This is a genomic window from Myxosarcina sp. GI1 (assembly GCF_000756305.1).
GTDB lineage: Bacteria > Cyanobacteriota > Cyanobacteriia > Cyanobacteriales > Xenococcaceae > Myxosarcina.
In genome coordinates, this window is the sequence record NZ_JRFE01000010.1 from 95,059 (window position 1) to 112,249 (window position 17,191).

The 17,191-nt window shown below is 41.1% G+C and carries 18 protein-coding genes; 11 read left to right on the forward strand and 7 right to left on the reverse strand.

Annotated features, from left to right (window positions below; translation table 11 throughout):
- Positions 1–11: 11 nt before the first annotated feature.
- A complete protein-coding gene (locus KV40_RS05380; protein ID WP_036478605.1) occupies positions 12–755 on the forward strand; it encodes a DUF1995 family protein in 744 nt (247 codons plus the stop codon).
- 65 nt (positions 756–820) lie between these two features.
- On the opposite strand, the gene KV40_RS05385 is transcribed toward KV40_RS05380, so the two are convergent.
- Together KV40_RS05385 and gshA are read right to left on the reverse strand one after the other, a co-directional pair.
- Positions 821–1,285 carry a tRNA (cytidine(34)-2'-O)-methyltransferase gene (locus tag KV40_RS05385; protein ID WP_036478607.1) on the reverse strand — a complete coding sequence of 155 codons (465 nt, stop codon included), beginning with the start codon at positions 1,283–1,285 and terminating at the stop codon, positions 821–823.
- 22 nt (positions 1,286–1,307) lie between these two features.
- On the reverse strand, positions 1,308–2,444 hold the full coding sequence (gshA, locus tag KV40_RS05390) for a glutamate--cysteine ligase (RefSeq protein WP_036478806.1): 1,137 nt from the start codon (positions 2,442–2,444) through the stop codon (positions 1,308–1,310).
- 325 nt (positions 2,445–2,769) lie between these two features.
- On the opposite strand from gshA, the gene KV40_RS05395 reads away from it, so the two are divergent.
- Both KV40_RS05395 and KV40_RS05400 read left to right on the forward strand, forming a co-directional pair.
- Positions 2,770–3,003, forward strand: a complete 234-nt coding sequence (locus tag KV40_RS05395) for a hypothetical protein (RefSeq protein WP_036478609.1) — start codon at positions 2,770–2,772, stop codon at positions 3,001–3,003.
- A gap of 56 nt (positions 3,004–3,059) precedes the next feature.
- The gene (locus tag KV40_RS05400; protein WP_036478612.1) at positions 3,060–3,809 is read left to right on the forward strand and encodes a DUF561 domain-containing protein; all 750 of its coding nucleotides are present in this window, start codon (positions 3,060–3,062) and stop codon (positions 3,807–3,809) included.
- A 64-nt stretch (positions 3,810–3,873) separates the two neighbouring features.
- Here the strand turns inward: KV40_RS05400 and KV40_RS05405 are convergent, their stop codons facing one another.
- Positions 3,874–5,013 (reverse strand): DegT/DnrJ/EryC1/StrS aminotransferase family protein, encoded by a 1,140-nt coding sequence (locus KV40_RS05405; protein ID WP_036478615.1) that lies wholly within the window; start codon positions 5,011–5,013, stop codon positions 3,874–3,876.
- An 88-nt stretch (positions 5,014–5,101) separates the two neighbouring features.
- Between KV40_RS05405 and KV40_RS31890 the strand changes: the two genes are divergently transcribed.
- Together KV40_RS31890 and KV40_RS05415 are read left to right on the forward strand one after the other, a co-directional pair.
- The gene (locus KV40_RS31890) at positions 5,102–6,046 is read left to right on the forward strand and encodes a hypothetical protein (protein ID WP_052055386.1); all 945 of its coding nucleotides are present in this window, start codon (positions 5,102–5,104) and stop codon (positions 6,044–6,046) included.
- A 73-nt stretch (positions 6,047–6,119) separates the two neighbouring features.
- Positions 6,120–6,698 (forward strand): FKBP-type peptidyl-prolyl cis-trans isomerase, encoded by a 579-nt coding sequence (locus KV40_RS05415; RefSeq protein ID WP_036478811.1) that lies wholly within the window; start codon positions 6,120–6,122, stop codon positions 6,696–6,698.
- Here KV40_RS05415 and KV40_RS05420 read toward each other — a convergent pair.
- The gene (locus KV40_RS05420; RefSeq protein WP_081942772.1) at positions 6,681–7,505 is read right to left on the reverse strand and encodes a DUF4079 domain-containing protein; all 825 of its coding nucleotides are present in this window, start codon (positions 7,503–7,505) and stop codon (positions 6,681–6,683) included. The two genes, KV40_RS05415 and KV40_RS05420, sit on opposite strands and share 18 nt — an antisense overlap.
- A 373-nt stretch (positions 7,506–7,878) precedes the next feature.
- On the opposite strand from KV40_RS05420, the gene KV40_RS05425 reads away from it, so the two are divergent.
- The 6 genes from KV40_RS05425 (at position 7,879) to KV40_RS05450 (ending at position 14,046) form a co-directional block, all read left to right on the forward strand.
- Positions 7,879–8,832, forward strand: coding sequence for a FecR family protein (locus KV40_RS05425; RefSeq protein WP_081942773.1), 954 nt, complete (start codon positions 7,879–7,881; stop codon positions 8,830–8,832).
- A gap of 226 nt (positions 8,833–9,058) precedes the next feature.
- Entirely contained in the window at positions 9,059–9,613 is a 555-nt protein-coding gene (locus KV40_RS05430; protein WP_036478620.1) for a bleomycin hydrolase, read from the forward strand.
- Positions 9,614–9,710: 97 nt separating this feature from the next.
- Complete coding sequence (locus KV40_RS05435) at positions 9,711–10,205, forward strand: bleomycin hydrolase (RefSeq protein ID WP_036478622.1); 495 nt, start codon at positions 9,711–9,713, stop codon at positions 10,203–10,205.
- A 253-nt stretch (positions 10,206–10,458) separates the two neighbouring features.
- Positions 10,459–11,076 carry a HEAT repeat domain-containing protein gene (locus KV40_RS05440; protein ID WP_036478624.1) on the forward strand — a complete coding sequence of 206 codons (618 nt, stop codon included), beginning with the start codon at positions 10,459–10,461 and terminating at the stop codon, positions 11,074–11,076.
- Between the two features lie 200 nt (positions 11,077–11,276).
- Positions 11,277–12,287: a diguanylate cyclase gene (locus tag KV40_RS05445; RefSeq protein ID WP_036478626.1), complete on the forward strand. Its 1,011-nt coding sequence runs from the start codon at positions 11,277–11,279 to the stop codon at positions 12,285–12,287.
- Between the two features lie 412 nt (positions 12,288–12,699).
- The gene (locus KV40_RS05450) at positions 12,700–14,046 is read left to right on the forward strand and encodes a peptidylprolyl isomerase (protein WP_052055387.1); all 1,347 of its coding nucleotides are present in this window, start codon (positions 12,700–12,702) and stop codon (positions 14,044–14,046) included.
- Between the two features lie 97 nt (positions 14,047–14,143).
- Here KV40_RS05450 and KV40_RS05455 read toward each other — a convergent pair whose 3' ends face one another.
- From KV40_RS05455 to KV40_RS05465, 3 genes are read right to left on the reverse strand one after another with little or no spacing between them, the layout of a single operon-like run.
- Entirely contained in the window at positions 14,144–14,917 is a 774-nt protein-coding gene (locus KV40_RS05455; protein ID WP_036478628.1) for an ABC transporter ATP-binding protein, read from the reverse strand.
- 38 nt (positions 14,918–14,955) lie between these two features.
- The gene (locus tag KV40_RS05460) at positions 14,956–15,810 is read right to left on the reverse strand and encodes an ABC transporter permease (protein ID WP_036478630.1); all 855 of its coding nucleotides are present in this window, start codon (positions 15,808–15,810) and stop codon (positions 14,956–14,958) included.
- A gap of 54 nt (positions 15,811–15,864) precedes the next feature.
- Complete coding sequence (locus KV40_RS05465; protein ID WP_036478632.1) at positions 15,865–16,908, reverse strand: ABC transporter substrate-binding protein; 1,044 nt, start codon at positions 16,906–16,908, stop codon at positions 15,865–15,867.
- Positions 16,909–17,191 lie beyond the last annotated feature (283 nt).

Here is a 17,191-nt window from a genome sequence, read left to right on the forward strand (position 1 = left end):
AATATTTGTTTATGAATACATTTCCCCAAAATTTAGACGAAGTAGTAAAACAAGCTAAAGCAGCGACTAAAAGTGCGATCGCCGACGGTTATCAACGCATTCAAGTAGAATTGGTAGTCGCCGAAATTGCTCTTAAGGCTCAGTTATTAGCAATCGAATTTGCTGAGATGTTTGAAGAATATGGTACTGGTGTCAAAGTAATGTTTCCCGATACGGGGGCAGCGATGTTAGCAAGGCGTGACTGGGGAGACAAACCTTTTCAAGTAACCGATATGGGTAGCCGCTTTACCGATATCGAGACGCAAGTTAGTCCAGAAGATAAGCTGTTTATTGTCGTTGCGCCTTCAGCAGTGGAAGTCGGACGGGCAGAAAAACTCTGTAATTTAGCAGGCGATCGCCCCGTAGTTTTTTTGATTCCCCAATTAGAAGACGTATCTGTAGTAGGAATTGGCTATGCAGCCAGACAAATTCGCGAGCGTTTTATTAGTACGATTCATACGAGCTATTACTTTCGTCTTTTAGATGGAGCGGCAATTTTGCGCTGCTATCCTGCTAAATGGCAAGTTTGGTTGGAAACAGAAACGGGCTACGAACTAGCTACAGAGTTAAATAACAAACCAATTGGAGAAGATTTAGAATTATTGTTGACAAAACTGACTAGTTCACAACCAGATGGAGATAAAGCTTCAACTAAACCCAAAAAATCGGGGATTTTGAGTAATTTGCAGAGTTTTTTGAAAGCCTTGAGTCAGTAAAGTGAGAGGCAAAAGGCAAAAGTTACTAAATCATTCAGACAGAAATGTACGAGTACAGAAAAAACTTATCCTTTTATGTTCCCTAACTGTCGCAGTGATTCAAACAAACCAACGGCAACGCTAACAGAGAGATTGAGACTGCGTACTTCAGGTTGGGCGATCGCAATTTGGAGAGTAAGATCGCAAGTTTGAAGTAACTCTTTGGGTAAACCTGCCGTTTCACAACCAAACAATAACCAGTCATCGTCTCGATACTGACAGTCTAAATAATTACTTTGACCTCTTACGCTAAAGCCGATTAATCTGCCACCTCGTTGTTGGCAAGTTTGTTTGAACGCGACTAAGTCTTGATGGTAGTGTAAATTGACATGGGGCCAATAATCTAGACCCGCTCTTTTTAGATAGCGATCGCTAATTTCAAATCCTAAAGGAGCGACTAAATGTAGTTCGGTTTTGGTAGCGGCACAGGTGCGGGCAATATTACCAGTATTGGGAGGTATTTGAGGGTGAACGAGTACGACGCGAGGCATACAATCAAATAAATAAATATAGTTAGGCTACTAAAATTTCTCGGCAGACGGCATCTTCTAAATCTTTTTCCTGTCTAGCAATATCTTGAATGTCCTGCTGAATTATAGTACGAACATCCATTCCCTGTTGATGAAGTTTGAGCCACTGTTGAGCTTTGTTACCCGATCGCAAGATTTTTTTCAACGGAGAGAGAAAACAGCTAATACCGTTTGCTTTAGCTACAGGATAAACCTCTTTATAAATCTGCTCGATCCAATCTCTAGCAATAATTTTGCTGCCGTCTTGCCAATGGTGTAACTCGGCATCTAAGCTAGATTTGGCAGCAGCAGCTTCATTAGCATCGGTAAGAGCAACTAAATCGCGCTCGTGACTGACGGCAAGCGGTTCGAGGGAGGGATCGCCAAACATTTGCAACAATCTGGCTTCTAAAAGTGCGGTAACTGCTAATAATGCCAGTGGATCGACGATGAGATCGCAAATTCTTAATTCCAAACGATTGAGCTTGTAGGGACGACGATCGCCATTAGGACGTACGGAACTCCATAGATGGCGAACATTTTGCATGGTTTTCGCGGCTAACTGTTCTTCCGTCCAGCGTATAAAATGAGCGTGGCTTTCAAATAATGGTACGTTGTCGGGAGTTTTAGGAAACATCTGCCAGCGAGTCGAATGGTAGCCAGTAGCCCGACCTAAAAGAAAGGGGGAAGAAGCACTCAAAGCCAAATATAGTGGAGCTTCAACTCGAATTAAACGGCAAGCTCTAATTAGCAGATCGGGATCGCTAATACCCAGATTGATATGAACGCTTGCGGTGACGACTTTAATGCCGTAAGTCTGTTCGATGTAGTCGTGATAGGGATTATTGGGATCGGAACGATAGAAGCGATCGCTTTTAGCCAGAGATAAAGTACTGCCTGGAATCAAAGTATAGTCGCCCAAACTTTGTAAATAAGCTCTTAATTTTTGCCTTGGTTTGAGTAAGGCACATAACAGGCGATCGTAACTACAAAAAGGAGCGGTAGTATATTCGACATTACGGCTATCAGGTTCGCGTACGAAGCCATCTAAAGCTCTAACTATTTTATCTGACAAACCTACGACATCACCTTGAGGCGTGCCAGTGTACATTTCTATTTCAAAACCTTTAGATAGTGTCACCATACTTTGTTCCGATCGCTTATTACTATGTCGTTTGCTTCTCGATTGACAGTCAGAGCAGAACGGCTAGGTCGCGAAACGACGGAGTAATCTCTGACTATTTACACAAGAAAAACTTACACAATTTATATTATTGATTGAAAAAACCAATAGTTGTAAAAACAATTTTTGAACATAAATGTCAAGCTTGCATCTAGCAATAGTTTTAGCTATTTTTACAAGTAAAATTATCTGCCAATAAAAATATTGGCTACAATCTGTTTGTCTTAGTTTGAGCTAAGATGTCAAATTGATAATATTTACAACAATTTATAACCAACATTTTATGACAACTCTTTTGCCATCCGAACAACGTTCTAGCTTCACTACTACCGAAAGAGAGCGGCTCGACTCGAAAGTGAGTCAAAGCGATCGAGCAGACCGAGAAATTAAATATCTACATTTAAAAACAGAAGTCGATCTACTCTGGGAAAAACTAAAAACTCTCAAGCAGCAGAAACAATCTTTAGAAGCACAGTTGGCGGCTAAGTCTCATGAATCGAGCGATACTGAAAGCTAAGTAAGCTTTAAAATAATTGCATTCGCAGCCCTATGAGATTTTAAAAGGAAACAAACATGATTGTTAATTCTCAACTAGCATCAGCTTTCAAACAAAAAAAAGCCCTCAAAGTAATTAGCGGTTTAAATAACTTCGATCGCCAACGAGTAGCAGCAGTTGTTAGCGCGGCAACAGCAGGAGGAGCAACTTTTGTCGATATTGCTGCCGAACCTACTCTAGTAAAATATATTCGCGGTTTAACCGATTTACCGATTTGTGTATCCGCCGTCGAACCAGAACTATTTGTCGGTGCAGTAGCAGCGGGGGCTGATTTAATTGAAATTGGTAATTTTGATAGCTTTTATGCGTCGGGAAGACGTTTTGAAGCCCCAGAAGTATTAGAGTTAACCCAAAAAACTCGCGCCTTACTACCCGAAATTACTCTTTCAGTTACGGTGCCTCACATTTTAGCTTTAGACGAACAGGTAAAATTAGCAGAAGATTTAGTAAAAGCTGGTGCAGATCTAATCCAAACTGAAGGCGGTACGAGTATTAAACCCGTTCATCCAGGGGTTAGGGGGTTAATAGAAAAAGCTGCCCCAACTCTGGCAGCGGCTCACAGCATCTCTCACGCTGTAGAAGTACCCGTACTTTGTGCTTCGGGTTTGTCTAGCGTTACCGTACCTATGGCGATCGCCGCAGGTGCTTCTGGCGTTGGTGTTGGTTCGGCAATTAACCAGCTAAATAGCGAAGTGGCAATGATTGCCGCAGTTCGCAGTTTGGTTGAAGCACTCCGACAAACTCCTGTTTCTGTTGCTAGTAATTAAAAGGTAATGGGTAATGGGTAATAGGTAATAAGTAATTATCTTGACTTTACTATTTTCCTAAAGCTTAGAGCCTAGAGCCTATTTCTAACAAACAATCTTTCAAACTATAAGCAACCTGCTGTTGTTCTTCGGGGGTAATACCAGGGAACAGCGGTAAAGATAATACTTCACGGGCAGCTCGTTCGCTAACGGACAGTTGCCCTTCTTTGTAGCCCAAATTTTGATAGACGGGCTGTAAATGTAGGGGTAGGGGATAATAAACCATTGCAGTTACGCCCTTATTTTGTAGCAGTTCTCGCAGGCGATCGCGTCTGCTGTCTTCTCCTCTAACTGCGACACAAATTGTATATTGATTCCAGACGTTTTTACCTTCTGGCAGGGCAGAGGGTAGTTTGATTTCAGTAACAGGCTGTAACAACTTCTGATAGTAAGCAGCGGCGGTAATACGCTGTTGGTTCCAATTATCTAAATAGCGTAATTTAATACTTAGAATCGCAGCCTGTAGGGCATCGAGGCGGCTATTGATTCCCGTAACTTCGTGAAGATAGCGTGTATGACAGCCATGTTCTCTAAGAACTTTTACCTGTCGGGAGATCGCACCATCGTTAGTAGTCAATGCCCCAGCGTCACCACAAGCACCCAAATTTTTAGTAGGGAAAAAGCTAAAGCAGCCCACATCGCCAATACTACCTACTTTTTGCTGCTGCCATTCTGCTCCTGTCGCCTGAGCGCAGTCTTCAATAACTTTAAGATTGTATTCTCTGGCAATCTTCATTAAACCAGTCATATCGACTGGCTGTCCGAATAAATGAACGGCAATAATAGCTTTAGTCTTTTTGGTAATTGCCTGTCGCACCAAATTTAAATTAAAGTTAAACGTATTGTCGATATCGACAAATACGGGTTTGGCACCAACTCGAACAATTACTTCTGAGGTGGCGATAAAAGTAAAAGATGTAGTTATTACTTCATCTCCCGCACCTATATTTAAGGCTCTCAATGCCATATAAAGTGCGTCGGTACCAGAATTACAGCCCACACATTCGTTTACGCCCAAATATTGGGCAAATTGTGATTCAAAAGTAGTTATCGCCTCTCCGCCAATATAACGCCCCGAACTAAGAATTTTTAATACAGCTTCCGTAGCTTCTTCACTAATTAACTGATGTTGTCTGGTTAAATCGACAGGTGGAATTTTATTCACTCGCTTTAGCTGAGAATTTTTATATAGATGATAAAAGATTATTATTCAATATGTTAGAAATTTAGTTATTCAATCGAGTTTTGGGGTTATGGAATCAGAAGAATATCAGAACGATCGCTCTATGTCTAAAATAGAAACGCTCAGTCTATTAAACGATACAATCGATCGCTTACAAACTATTGCCAGAGAGATCGAAACCAAATCTTCTGAAGAGTTACCAAATTTGGCATCGGTAAAAACTTTGGCGCAAACTATTGAAAATTTTGAAGTTGCGGTTAAAAATCCTCAAAACCCCGAACTTGCTAATAGGGTTGCACCGCCACCTCAGTCGCGGGTGTCAAAGCAAAAACCACTACCGTCTCGTAAGCATGCAAGAAATAATCGGCGTAACATTGCAATTTTGTCTGGTGTAGTTATCATTATCGTGGCAGGGTTTTGGTTTTGGCTATCGCCAGAACCCCTCGGGTTTTTAACTCGGCAGTCTCCACAGCCAGAAATTATCGAGGAAGTTAAAGATCTTCCCGAAGCAACTGTACCCGCTCCAGAAATTGCCGAAAATCCTGTTGTTCCAACCCCAGAACCCCCTCCTGCTACAGAACCTATTGAAGAACGCGAACCAGAAATTCCTAACACTACTATTCCTTTAGAACTAACTGCCCCTGGAGATTCAGAAGAACTATTGCTTAAAACTGTCGAACCGCAGCTACAGTTAACGCCAGAGCAAAGTTTGGTTGCTGCGGTAAGAGAAAGAGTTACCGAAATAACTCAAGACTATTCAGAAAACCTGATTTTATCAGTGCGAGCCGATTTTATCGACAGTAAGTTATTAATCAATGTTGGTAATGACTGGTACGAACTTAGCGATTCTCGTCAGAGTAAACTAGCAGATGAAATATTGGAGCGATCGCGCAAATTAGATTTTCAAAAATTAGAACTTAAAGATGCTGACGATAATCTGATTGCCCGCAGTCCCGTAGTCGGCGATCGCGCTATTATCTACAGACAACAGCAGGCGATCGATAGCGAGGATTAATTTATCATTGCGCCACTTTCTTTTACAATAACTCTGGAGAAATTCATAGGGATTAGTTAAGGTGGTTAAAAAGTTGAGTAACGAAATCTTAGTCAGTCTGGCTGTAGTCGTAATTTGTGGAGTAGTGCTAATAGTTTCTGTTTTAGTTGGCAATAGTTCTTCGCAACAGGCACTTGCAGACCAACGACAGTCTACTTATAATTCTCCTCAGTTAATTGCTCGTTCGGTCGCTGGAGGAGATCTCCAGCGCATGCGAACGAGCGCTACTCAAAATGCTAGTTCACTAGAGGAAAACAATATGGATATGTCCAATGCCGTTACTACTGATTCGGGACTAAAATATATCGTCCTGGAAGAAGGTAATGGTGCGAGTCCCGAAACGGGACAAAAAGTAACCGTACACTATACGGGTACTTTAGAAGACGGTACCAAATTTGATAGTTCGCGCGATCGCAATCGTCCTTTTTCTTTTAAAATTGGTGTCGGTCAAGTTATTAAAGGTTGGGATGAAGGAGTTGCCGATATGCAAGTAGGAGAAAGACGCACTCTAATTATTCCTCCCGAATTGGGCTATGGTGAAAGAGGTGCTGGTGGGGTAATTCCTCCCAACGCAACCTTAATTTTTGATGTGGAACTATTGAAAATTGGTTAAACTCTGTAGGGGTGATTCGTACATCACTCCTACAGTCGTTTCATCAATATTTGAGGCTTTGCAAGATCTTTTTTGAAAATTGCAGCCATACACCGCTGGTTTTTGCCAACTCAAAGGAACTTCTAATAAATCCCTAGTGCCTGTTATTCCCTGTCCGATAAACAGCAGCAGAGCAAAGCAGTTTAAAGCTACATGGGCATAACGCCAACGATTTTTACGGTCTTTATAAATATCTTCGACAATCGCCACCGAAAAAATCATTAATAATGCCGCCGTAATTCCTATATAGTAATGCGACCAATACCACTCGTTACCCAGACGATAGACCCCGTTTTGACAGCCCAAGATTACCAAACCCATTCCTGCTAGCGTGGCAAATACTCCTCGTCCGAGCTTAGTTCTAGCGCGATATAGCAAAATCATCGAGGCAATGGTGACAATAAACAATAAAGTAACTAAGGCAACCTGAAACCAATTTAAGGCTTTTTGTTCGGCGAAGCCACCACTGCCAAACACTACAGAATACGCTAGTGCTACTAGCGTAACTCCCACTACACCCGAAGTTAGCCAGCGTCCAATTTGGACGTGTTCGCGTCCGACTACTGGAGGAATTTTGCTTTTACCATTTTTAGTTTGCAATCTACGTTGGCGGGTTTGCCAGGCAAAGTTAGCAACCATACCAATTAATGGAAAAACAAAAACAACGGCAAGCAAAGGGTGTAATAGTGCAACTATATCTTCGGCTTTTAAATAGGTAAAAGCAAATATTGTTTGAGTTTGAAGCAAATCTATCCAGTTTGAATTCATATATTCGATCTCAATCTGACTAATTTTAAATATTTTCTTAGTAAGTTACAGGACAATCGTTAAAACAACCTTAATTTACTTTCGATCGTATATATAGAGCGAAAAGAGAATAGTAATTTTTTTGACACTTATACCATTAACGAAGGCAAAAGGCAGAAAGCAGCAAAAATTTAATTGGGAGATTATAAGTTCCCATTAAATAAATTTTCGTTAAACGCAAAGTAAAGCGCTTTAATAAGGACAGGGCTTATGAAGGTTCGAGGTTTCCAGCTTTGTGTATGTGGGTGTCATTATATATTTAGCTACGCCTGTAGTATAAAATATAAAAAAGTGAAATTACTATCTAGCGTTTTGTCTATTTATTAATGAGTCTATGCCAATCACTCCACAAAAAATTGTTTTCTGGCAGAAGCTAGCGATTAGCATTGTGGCAGTTTGCTTAAGCTGCGAACGCGCTTTTGCCGATTCTGCGATCGACAGTGCCGAAATCTATCGGGTACGCAATCAAGTAGAACTCAACCGTGGCAATACCAACTGGAAACCCGCTCAGACTGGCGATACTGTCGTTCCTCAAGACAGTGTTAAAACTGGGGCTAATTCTCGTGCCGAACTGCTGTTTAATGAGGGAACTTTAGTTCGAACTGCTGCGGGAACAGTTTTTCGGTTTCCTCTAGGAAAACGCCGTTTTGAATTAACCAGCGGCGCAGCTTTGATTATGATCCGTCCCCAACAAGGAGAAAGTACTATTGTTACTCCCGAAGCCAGAATAGTTACTCAGGGAACAGCTTTATTTGTCCGACACGATCGCCAACGTAACGCTTCTCTGGTTGGGGTTTTAACCGAAAGTCCCGCAGGTTTGGTCAAAGTTAAAAATGCTAATGGCGAAATAGCGATCGAACTGCAAGCAGGTCAGTTTGTTTCCATTGTCAATGGAGTAATTGGTTTGGTCGAGTATTTTGTCTTGCCCATGTTTTATGAAACTACAGAATTGGCGGTAGGGTTGGCAACGGGGCAAGAAAACGCGCTCGATCGAGAATCTCCAGAAGTACGAGCGACTATTGAAGCAATTCGTGCTGAAGCGATAAATCCCCTACAAAATCAGCTGGCATGGCTTGGCAGTTTTTGTCAATTTAATCTCAATCCCGATGACTGGCGACCTTTTTTACAGTTGCTTGGCGTGAATTTACCATCACAACCATTACAACTTCAAACTGCCACAACTGACGATCTATTTGTCGTACCGCTACGTTCTCTAGAAGGTTTGTCCTGGTTGAGTAACTATTGTCAGGTCAAACCACAATCTTTAAACCCACTTAAAAATAGATAATATTATGTAGCGATCGCTTTTCCTTCGGGCTGACTTCGGCTAAAAAACACAGTAGGATCGACTCTGGATGTAACGAAATTTAGTTAAAAGTTACAGATTATTACTTTGTTTTTAATAAAAGAGACTGTGGTGACGTTCATCTTTTATGTTTTATCTTGGTTGATGCATTTTCGCATCCACCAAACTAGATAATACAAAAATATTGTTGTCAACAAAGGAGAGCTCAATGCTTGACGCTTTTTCCAGATCCGTAGTTAGTGCTGATAGCAAAACTGCTTGCATTGGTGGTGAAGAACTACAATCTCTAAAAAACTTTATTTCCGAAGGTAACAAACGTTTAGACGCAGTTAATACTATTGCTAGTAATGCTAGCTGTATCGTTTCCGATGCTGTAGCAGGAATCGTTTGCGAAAACCAGGGTTTGATTCAACCAGGCGGAAACTGCTATCCCAACCGTCGCATGGCTGCTTGCTTGCGCGATGGCGAAATCATTCTTCGCTATATCACTTACGCTTTGCTAGCTGGTGATGCTTCTGTGTTAGAAGATCGTTGTTTGAATGGTTTAAAAGAAACCTACACTGCTCTTGGCGTACCCCTTCAGTCTTCTGGTCGCGCTGTGGCAATTATGAAAGCATCTGCGATCGCTCACATCAACAACACCAACACTGAAGAGCAAGCTGGTAAAAGATTCCGCAGAATGGAAATGAAGGACGGCGATTGTTCGGCAATCAGTTCTGAAGCTGCTAGCTATTTCGATCGCGTAATTTCTGGTCTTAGCTAGTTTGTGGAGGCTATGGGAACGATCTGCAAAAGATATACCTAATTGCCAATTGCCAGTTTAATTTTGTTAAAAAGTTATTGATGGAGAAATCTAGATTATGAAATCTGTTGTTACCACAGTCGTATCTGCTGCTGATGCCGCAGGACGCTTCCCCAGTTCCTCTGACCTACAGTCAGTTCAAGGAAGCTTACAGCGTTCTGCCGCCCGTATGGAGGCTGCTGAAAAGCTTGCAAGCGGTATCGACAAAGTCGCTCAAGAAGCTTACGACGTAGTATTTAAAAAATATTCCTACCTCACCGATTCGGGTGAAGCAGGAGATACTCAAGTTAAAAAAGATAAGTGCATGCGCGATATCAAGCACTACATGCGTCTAATTAACTACTGTCTAATTGTCGGTGGTACTGGTCCTTTAGACGAATGGGGTATTGCAGGACAGCGCGAAGTATATCGCTCTTTGAACCTTCCTACAGGTCCTTACGTCGAAGCTATGCGCTATACTCGCGATCGCGCTTGCGCTCCTCGCGACTTATCAGAGCAGGCTTTAGTAGAATTCCGCTACTACCTAGACTATGTAATCGAGTCTTTATCTTAAAAGATAAAAGTAACGTGCTAAAAGCATTATTTTTAGTGCGATCGAATAATTGATTCATGTCAATGAAGGCTCTCGATCTGTTGCTTTGACCGCTAGTTGTGGCTAAATTCGTTGTTTTCAACGAAATAGTTTATAACCTAACAACGGTTTGAGTTGCAGCCTGAGAGCCTTCATTATTTTTTGCTAGTATTTAATAGCTTTAAATGGAATAAAGTTCTGGCTCCAGTAAGATTTAAACTCACCCACATTTTTTATGACCACCGACTCTCTATTTGAAAGATTAAAACATCCCAATCCTAATTTGAGAAAAAAAGCAATGAGGGAATTAGCTGCGGCTCGTGACGAAAATACCATACCTCGCCTGATGAGTATTTTAAGTGAGGAAGATGTCACCTATCGTCGTACGGCGGTCAAGACTTTGGGAGTAATTGGTACTGACGCAGTACCTTTTGTTGTAAAATCTTTATTGAATAGTGATAATGTTACGGTAAAGTCTAGCTGTGCTAAAGCTCTAGCTCAAATATCCGCACATCATCCCGATCTGCCTTTTCCCGAGGAAGGTATTATAGGTTTAAAACAGGCACTTGACGATCCCAACCCTATAGTTAATATTCCTGCTGTAATGGCACTAGGAGAAATTGGCACTACTGCTTTTGAGATTTTAGTTGAGACTCTCAACACTACCGACAATTTAGCAGTAGCCGTAGCCATTCTCAATGCTCTTGGTTCTATGGGAGATAGCCGTGCCATTGAAGTGTTGAGTAATTTAAGTCAAGACGAAACTGCCGATACTTATATCCGTGAGTCTGCTACTAGTGCCTTATCCCGTTTAGAAATGGTCATTCAATATAACACAAAAGATCGAAGCTAATTTTCTAAATAAGAAGCTAAAAAATTCCAACAGATATCTAGATTTAACGGAACACTAGTTTTGTTTGCAAACTAAGACTCGTGTAAAATATTGCCGTTGCTAACTTAAGATAGAGGAGAGAAAAGCAGTTTATTTAGTAGCATTAACATTGAAAAGCAAACATACTTCTTATATTATAACTACCATACCGTCTTACTTAAATGTCACAGAGCTTGCAATCCCATCATGAAAAGATTTTAGTAATTGACGATCGAGAAGATAATTTACAATTGCTTTCAATGTTACTTGACTTATATGGATACCAAGTCAAGTTAGTAAGTAGCGGTAGCCTGGCTCTCGAACAGATTAAGATAGCACCACCCGACCTCATTTTGCTAGATATAAGTATGCCTGAAATGAGCGGCTATGAAGTATGTAGACTACTTAAAAACAATCCCCATACTAACAATATTCCCGTAATTTTTATTAGTGCATCGACCGAAGCTCTAGACAAAATAGAAGCTTTTGAGTCTGGTGGTAGCGATTATATTACCAAGCCTTTTCAAGTAGAAGAAGTTATCGCCAGAGTTAAAAATCAATTAGAACTATATCGCTTACAAACAGAACTAAAAGTAAAAAATTCAAGTTTAGAACACGAAATTCGTCAGCGACAAGCAGTTGAAAGTAAATTATTAGAATTAAATCAAAAATTGAGTGCTTTGGCTACTCTCGATGGTTTGACTCAAGTAGCTAACCGTCGTCGTTTTGATGAGTTTTTCGAGCGAGAATGGCGGCGTTTGCAAAGAGAAAAACTGCCTCTCGCTATAATTCTTTGTGACATCGATCATTTCAAACGATACAATGACTATTTCGGTCATCAAGCAGGAGATGAATGTTTGAAGCAAGTTGCTCGCACTATATTTAATGCAGTCAATCGTCCTGCCGATTTAGTTGCTCGCTACGGGGGAGAAGAATTTGTGGTAATTCTACCCAAGACAATAGGTAAAAATGCTCTGAATGTAGCAGAAAAAATTCGTTTAAGTGTTGAAAAACTAAAGTTAAACCATCCTCAATCTTCTGCCAGTCAATATGTCTCTCTTAGTTTGGGAGTAGCAAGTGTCGTTCCCAGTCCGAGCTACAACCGAGTACAGCTTTTAGAAGCTGCCGATCGCTGTCTTTACGAAGCAAAAGAACGCGGACGCAATCGCGCAGTATTGCGAACGATAGATTGAGGTGTTCGACTTTGTATGGCTATAAAAGAACTGGCTAAATCAATACAAAATGCGATCGCCTAAAAAAAATATAGATACTACTTTTTCCAGGGTAATTTGGTTCCCATTTCTGTAAGTGCCGAGAATACGAGATAGAGAATCAGAACGGCTACGCCTGCAAAAAACAATATCAAATCCTGGTTCATCGATTGTCCGCTATAAACTTGTTAGATGTTTTTTTAAGTACTTATGGGAAATTAATTACATAGCGATCGCCAAAAAAACGGAGAATATGTTCAATTAGCTTTTATGTCCTGTTTTGATGATAGCCCTTATAAGAAACTAAAAAGCATTTTTACCGCTTAGATCTACCCATTCTTAATTTACTCGTATAAATTGGTAGCGATAAATTTGTTTTGGTGAAAAAACTTTCATGGCTACCAACCCAATAGTTACCCAACCTCTTAAAGATCTGGTTGTTGCTGAAAACGCTGCCAATACCACGCTCAATCTATTACAGTATTTTGACGATCCTTTTACTACAGGTCAGGTAGCACGTTTTGTACTTGGCGATCGCTCTTTAGGCAATAATGGCGTAACCGATGTACTATTGTTCGACCAAGCTGATGAGGGTGCGCCTCAGACAGTAGAAAACTTTATTAACTACGTCAACGATGGTGATTATGCCAATTCCATCATCCATCGTTCTATTCCCGACTTTGTAATTCAGGGGGGAGGATTTACAGTTGAAAATCTGGCAATAGAACCAATTCCCACCGATCCCCCTGTAGCCAATGAATTTAGTGCCGATAGGTCTAATGTCAGAGGAACTATTGCAATGGCAAAATTGGGCAGCGATCCCAATAGTGCTACCAGCCAATGGTTTTTTAATCTAGCAGATAATTCAGCTAATCTTGACAGTCAAAATAGTGGATTTACCGTTTTTGGCGAGGTACTGAGTGAAGAATATTTAGCTACCGTCGATGCTATAGCCGAACTCCCTGTGTTTGACGGCAGCAGTTTTTTTGGTCAGCCCGCTCTAACCGATTTACCTCTAAATATAGAAGATACAGATAATCCTACTGTAGATGATGACAGCGATTTAGTACGCTTTAATAATGTTACTCTACGACAAGAAGATGAACTTGAATTTGAGGTCGTCAGTAACTCCAATCCCGACTTAGTAAACGTAACGGTTGATGAAGGCAAACTCGATCTCGATTATGCCGAAGATATTGCTGGTGAAGCAGAAATTATAATTCGAGCTACGGATTTGCTTGGAGATTCTGTGGAAGAAACTTTTGAAGTGACGGTAACTCCAAACTTGGGTTCGACAGTATATCGCTTTCTCAATCAAGATACGGGAACCCATCTGTATACTACTTCTGAAGCGGAACGACAAAATATAATAGACAACTTGCCTAACTATACTTCCGAAGGAAAATCTTATGTTAGCGTCGATCCTCTAACAGGAGATCCAGAACCCCAAACAGTATATCGCTTTCTCAATCGGGATACGGGTACTCATTTATATACTACTTCTGAAGTAGAAAAAGAGTCAGTAGAAGAGAACTTAAGCAACTTCAATCTAGAAAGTGAATCATTTGCTGCTTACGAAGAACAGCAGCCAGGAACGATTCCAGTCTATCGTTTTTATAATACCGAGACGGGAGCGCATTTTTACACCCCCTCAGTTGTAGAACGAGATTTTGTTAGAGAAAATTTACTTAACTATGACTCTGAGGGAATTGCTTACTATGCCTTTGGCGTATCTGAATAAGATTACTAGCGTCGTATGGCTGTAAAATGAACCAGAGTCATTGATTTTAACGAGTTACTGTTGATATATGCAACCAAAGTCGAGTAATTTTTGGTATCTAAACTACTGCTAAAGCTTCTTTCCCGTGCTGTCGCAACAGCTCCATCATTTCGTCGCGGTAGTCGTGAAAAATAGAATGACGTTTGACGATGGGAGTGCGATTGGGCAGATTAACAGTAACTACCTTTCTTACCGTACCGGGACGAGAACCCAAGGCAAAGATCCGATTTGAGAGAAAAACGGCTTCCTCGACATCATGGGTAATCATAAAAATAGTAATGCCCGTGCGCTGCCAAAGATCGAGCATGAATTCGTGCATCGATTCTTTAGTATGGATATCCAAAGCACCAAACGGTTCGTCCATCAACAGTACTTTTGGTTCGGAGACTAGGGCGCGAGCGATCGCCACTCGTTGTTTCATTCCACCCGATAGCTCATTCGGCAAGGATTGAGCAAATTTAGCGAGTCCCACGACGCTCAAATAATAGCTAGCTTGCTCTCTACGAATCTTGCCAGGGACGCTTTGTAGCTTGAGTCCAAATTCGGTATTTTCCTGTACGCTCATCCAGGGATAAAGGGTGTAGTGTTGAAACACCATGCCGCGATCGGGTCCAGGTCCTTTGATGGTTTTGCCATCAAGCTTGACCTCGCCGCTGGTTGGACTATCTAAGCCAGCAATCTGTCGCAATAAGGTAGATTTGCCAGAACCAGATGCTCCTACAGCACAAACAAATTCGCTTTTATCGATGGAAATGTTGATATCTTTGAGAACTACCAAGTTTCCTTTCTTGGTATTGAAATGTTTATTGAGTTTATTAATTTCTAGAAACATTGCTCGAAACCTCCACTTAAGGATTTAGTTAACTTTTTTCAACGCTTCTGACTTGCCCACTTACAGGAAACTTTTAAAAGATACTGAAAAAACAAGTCAAACAACAGTCCGATCGCGCCAATGACAATCAAGCCCACAAAGATTTCGTCTGTTTTGAGAAAACGACCTGCAACGCTAATTCGACGACCCAAACCTTCTGTGGCGGCAATCAATTCTGAAACAATTACTAACTGCCAAGCTGCCGCTAAGTTAATGCGGCAGGCATCAATGATTCCTGGCAAAACGTAGGGTAAAATTACCTGAGTCAGAGTTTCCCAGCGATTACCGCCCAACATATAGGTAGCTTCGATCAGATCTTTGGGCACAAATTTAACTGTATCCATGACCATTAGAGAGTTAAAGAAAAATACTCCGATAAAAATAAGAGTAATTTTAGGTTCTTCACCAATTCCTAAATACAAAATTAACAGGGGAATGAAGGCAGGTGCGGGCATATAGCGCATTAAGCCAAAGAGTGGTTCCAATAGAGCGCGAATACTTGGAAAACTGCCCATCAGCACACCAATGGGAATTGACAGGGCGACAGCAAGCAGGAAGCCAACGCCAACTCGCCAAAGGCTTGCTACCGTATCTTTAAGAAGTTCGCGAGTACCCCACAATCGTGCGAAGGCTTCAATTACCTGGCTCGGTGAGGGTAAAAATTTAGGATCTACGTTCCCAAATGCTGTTACTGCCCACCATATCAGTAAGGGAAATGCGATTGAAGTAATTACTAATGCCGTATAAAGCGGTTTGGGAATATCTTCAGCCAGCCGCCAAAAAACAGTTGGACGAATCGTTTTTGGCTTGATATGGGACTGAATAGATTGAAAAGAAGTATTGCTTTGGCTCATAGTTGATGCAACAGTTTAAAAAAGTATAGTTGCTTAAAAATAAAATTATTGCGGCTAAGTTTTTGTCTCGGCATAGGCTTTGACAAAGCGATCGTCAAATAATTGACTGGTATCTGGTTTTTGAGCAGTTAAACCAGTTTCTACAAGAAAATCAGCCATTTTATTTGCCGCAAATATTAATGAGGTCATATCGTTGCCTGGTTGAAAGGCTTTTAAGTTCTCCTCAATCGAAAAGATCTGAGTACCATCGGCATAGTCTTTGTATTCATCAACGCTAACACCTGCCCGTTGTGCCATGATTTCATAAGCCTTGCCTGGGTTAGCTTTCATGTAGTCGAGCGTAGCAAACCAAGAATTTACAATTTCTTGCACCTTAGCGGGATTTTCCTCGATAAATTGGCGTGAGAAAACCAGGTGATCTGAAATTGCACCTGGAAACTCTTTAGAACTAAAAAGTTCCTTACTCCCCTGACGCTTTAATGCCTGAGTAGTAAAAGGTGCAAACACGGCTACCGCATCTACTTGTTCGCCTACAAACGCTGCTGCTGCTTGACCCGTTTCTAACGGCACGAACTGAATATCCTCAGGTGATAAGCCTGCTCGTTTTAATCCCTGAAGCAACAGAAAATGGTCTACTGTGCCTTCTTCGGCGGCTACTTTTTTCCCTTTTAGATCTGCAACTGAATTTATTTCTTTGGCAACAATCACTTTGTCATTGCCTGTAGAGTTATCGTTAACTAAAACAATCACTTGCTCTGCACCACCAGATACAGAATTTACGGTATCTCCCAAGGTTTGGCTGTTGGCATTAATTTGTCCTGCAGTCAAAGTGCTAATCGATTCTAAATAGCCATCGAACCACTTCAACTCTACAGGAACATTTTTGGTAGCAAAGATGTTTTGCTCTTGAGTAATTTTCCATGGCAACCAACCAGGCCAGGCACTGTAGCCAATGCTAACTGCACCAGCTATCGGTGAGGTAGCAGTATCGGCTTCGTTTTTGGTTTGAATATAGACTGCCGGATTAGTGCAGCTGAGAGTGAGTGTCAGTGTAACGATAAAAACAATACAGTAGGGTAAAAGCGAACGCCATTTCATTGTTATTTTCGCTCCCTAAAATTATTGGGATCACATAGATATAGCTAACAAGCAAAGATGCAATCTGCTACGCTAGCTACAAAATCTAAAAATGTACGGGTAATAAACTCTTACCTTTCTAAAAAGCAACACCAGGAAATGTTTTGGCGATTGTCCGAGCTTGCAAATTGACAATTGTGCTTTAATTAAACCTTGACAACAGTAAGCAGAAAAACCAGTTAACGAGCTATTTGTTCGTGGTTGGCAATATTTTAATACTTAAACAAAAGGCGATTTGATGGTT